Below are 3,656 nucleotides of genomic sequence, written 5' to 3' on the forward strand. Positions count from 1 at the left end.
GGCACTGATCTCGGTCGTTTCTGCCATTTGGCAGAAGGCACAGTTTGGGTCTAGCCGGCCTGGAATGTGTATCGCGACTGAAACGAACAGAGTTGTCCAAGTCTAATATACTAACCCGAGCGACCTGCGTTGATCAGCTGCACGGCTGAGAGACCATATGGGGTTGCTCAATTGTCCTCGTCCAAGTGGCGGGGGCGGGAAATGTATGTTTTTGGTTCAGAAGAACAGATGACCTTTAGTTACCAGCTGGGTCATCGTGATTGATTTGATTACTAGCGCAGCTTTGGTTGTGTGCGGTCAAACGCACTCAAGTAGCCGAATAGGCGGTAGTGCCAATATCAAGTCTTTCTTTTTCTGGATCAAATCAAGCGCGAGAAGGGCGTTTGGTGAATGCCTTGGCAGCAAGAGGCGATGAAAGACGTGATACTCTGCGATAAGCCATGGGGAGCTGAGAATAAGCTTTGATCCATGGATTTCTGAATGGGGCAACCCACTTGAAAGCTCTCTATTGTTACCCTTCGGGTAATCAATAGGTGGTTTAATCAAGTATTTATGACCTGAATACATAGGGTTATAAAGGCAAACCCGGGGAACTGAAACATCTAAGTACCCGGAGGAAAGGAAATCAATTGATACTCCCCTAGTAGCGGCGAGCGAACGGGGACCAGCCGAGCCGGATAAGTGACTAGAACACGTTGGGAAGCGTGGCCATAGCGGGTGACAGCCCCGTATAGGAAGCTTTGAAGGACGTATTAAGTAGGGCGGAACACGTGAAATTCTGTCTGAAGATCGGAGGACCACCTTCGAAGGCTAAGTACTCCTTGCTGACCGATAGTGAACCAGTACCGTGAGGGAAAGGTGAAAAGCACCCCGACGAGGGGAGTGAAACAGTACCTGAAACCGAACGCCTACAATCAGTCGGAGGATCCTCGAGATCTGACGGCGTACCTTTTGTATAATGGGTCATCGACTTGGTCTCACGAGCAAGCTTAAGCCGTTAGGTGTAGGCGTAGCGAAAGCGAGTCTTAATAGGGCGCATGAGTTCGTGGGATCAGACCCGAAACCGAGTGATCTAGGCATGGCCAGGTTGAAGGTAAGGTAACACTTACTGGAGGACCGAACCCACATCCGTTGAAAAGGATCGGGATGAGCTGTGCCTAGGGGTGAAAGGCCAATCAAACTCGGAGATAGCTGGTTCTCTGCGAAATCTATTTAGGTAGAGCGTCATCCGAATACCCCGGGGGGTAGAGCACTGGATGGGTAATGGGGCCCCACAGGCTTACTGATCCTAACCAAACTCCGAATACCCGGGAGTACTAGATGGCAGACACACTGCGGATGCTAACGTCCGTAGTGGAGAGGGAAACAACCCTGACCTACGACTAAGGCCCCCAATTCATGGCTAAGTGGGAAAGCAGGTGGGACGACCAAAACAACCAGGAGGTTGGCTTAGAAGCAGCCATCCTTTAAAGATAGCGTAACAGCTCACTGGTCTAAATAAGTTGTCCTGCGGCGAAGATGTAACGGGGCTCAAGCCATGAGCCGAAGTCTAGGGATGCGTAAGCATCGGTAGCAGAGCGTAGTGTGACATAGTCTCATTCCTCCTTCATGCCTTCGGGCAGATTGGAGGAGAGAGGCTTTCGATGAAGCCGGGGCGTGAGCCATCCGGTGGAGAGATCACTAGTGAGAATGATGACATGAGTAGCGACAAAGAGTGTGAGAGACACTCTCGCCGAAAGTCCAAGGGTTCCTGCTTAAAGCTAATCTGAGCAGGGTAAGCCGGCCCCTAAGCCGAGGCCGAAAGGCGTAGGCGATGGGAACTAGGTTAATATTCCTAGGCCAGGAGGATGTGACGGATCACAGGTGTAGTTCAATCTTATCGGATTGATTGGGCTGCTGAGTGGTTCCTGGAAATAGCCCTCCATCAGACCGTACCCTAAACCGACACAGGTGGACTGGTAGAGCATACCAAGGCGCTTGAGAGAACGATGTTGAAGGAACTCGGCAAAATACCTCCGTAAGTTCGCGAGAAGGAGGCCCGGTTCCTAGGCAACTAGGGGCTGGGGGCACAAACCAGGGGGTGGCGACTGTTTATTAAAAACACAGGGCTCTGCGAAGTCGCAAGACGACGTATAGGGTCTGACGCCTGCCCGGTGCCTGAAGGTTAAAAGGAGAGGTGAGAGCCTTGAATTGAAGCCCAGGTAAACGGCGGCCGTAACTATAACGGTCCTAAGGTAGCGAAATTCCTTGTCGGGTAAGTTCCGACCTGCACGAATGGCGTAACGACTTCCCCGCTGTCTCCAACATCGACTCAGCGAAATTGAATTGCCTGTCAAGATGCAGGCTTCCCGCGGTTAGACGGAAAGACCCCGTGCACCTTTACTACAGCTTCGCACTGGCATCAGGATTGTGATGTGCAGGATAGGTGGTAGGCTTTGAAGCAGGAACGCAAGTCCCTGTGGAGCCTCCCTTGAGATACCACCCTTCGCACTCTTGATGTCTAACCGCGGTCCGTTATCCGGATCCGGGACCCTGCGTGGCGGGTAGTTTGACTGGGGCGGTCGCCTCCTAAAGCGTAACGGAGGCGCGCGAAGGTTGGCTCAGAGCGGTCGGAAATCGCTCGTTGAGTGCAATGGCAGAAGCCAGCCTGACTGCGAGACTGACAAGTCGAGCAGAGTCGAAAGACGGCCATAGTGATCCGGTGGTCCCGAGTGGAAGGGCCATCGCTCAACGGATAAAAGGTACGCCGGGGATAACAGGCTGATACTGCCCAAGAGTCCATATCGACGGCAGTGTTTGGCACCTCGATGTCGGCTCATCTCATCCTGGGGCTGGAGCAGGTCCCAAGGGTACGGCTGTTCGCCGTTTAAAGAGGTACGTGAGCTGGGTTTAGAACGTCGTGAGACAGTTCGGTCCCTATCTGCCGTGGGTGTAGGAGACTTGAGAGGAGTTGCCCCTAGTACGAGAGGACCGGGGTGAACGATCCACTGGTGGACCAGTTGTCGTGCCAACGGCAGTGCTGGGTAGCTATGATCGGACAGGATAACCGCTGAAGGCATCTAAGCGGGAAGCCCCCCTCAAAACAAGGTCTCCCTGAGGGCCGTGGAAGACCACCACGTCAATAGGCCGGAGATGTAAGCGCAGTAATGCGTTCAGTTGACCGGTACTAATCGCCCGATAGGCTTGATTTGATCCAGTAATAGGAAGACAAATCAAAAACATACACCAAGTTTGACAATGGATGGCTGTGTCGCGCCAAGCGACACTGTTGATTGACATAACAACCGAGTGGCAACGCGCCTTTGCAAGCAAAGACGCTGTCTGCCACCCGTCGCTTTTTTGCTCCGCAAAAACAGCGACGTGGGCTTTTCCTCGGTTTGGTGGTCATAGCGCAAGTGAAACACCCGGTCCCATCCCGAACCCGGAAGTTAAGCACTGCCGCGCCAATGGTACTTGGGCTTAAGCCCCGGGAGAGTAGGTCACCGCCAAACCTAGAAAAAGCCCAACATCTCTCTAATACGATCAATAAAAACGACCCGGCCTCAAGTAGCCGAATAGGCGGTAGGCCCACCAAAGTGTCGCGGGATGGAGCAGCCCGGTAGCTCGTCAGGCTCATAACCTGAAGGTCGTAGGTTCAAATCCTACTCCCGCAACCA

1 tRNA gene and 2 rRNA genes are annotated in these 3,656 nt (G+C 53.1%); all 3 read left to right on the plus strand.

Annotated elements, in window-relative coordinates:
* The first annotated feature begins 362 nt into the window (after window positions 1-362).
* The 3 genes from AC2FD8_RS19645 to AC2FD8_RS19655 all read left to right on the plus strand — a co-directional run bounded on the left by AC2FD8_RS19645 (window position 363) and on the right by AC2FD8_RS19655 (window position 3,656).
* A 23S ribosomal RNA gene (locus AC2FD8_RS19645) occupies window positions 363-3,191 on the plus strand.
* Window positions 3,192-3,376: 185 nt separating this feature from the next.
* A 5S ribosomal RNA gene (rrf, locus tag AC2FD8_RS19650) occupies window positions 3,377-3,491 on the plus strand.
* An 88-nt stretch (window positions 3,492-3,579) separates the two neighbouring features.
* Window positions 3,580-3,656: transfer RNA gene (locus tag AC2FD8_RS19655), tRNA-Met, on the plus strand.

The sequence above is a fragment of the Ruegeria sp. YTSC192 genome (assembly GCF_059609705.1).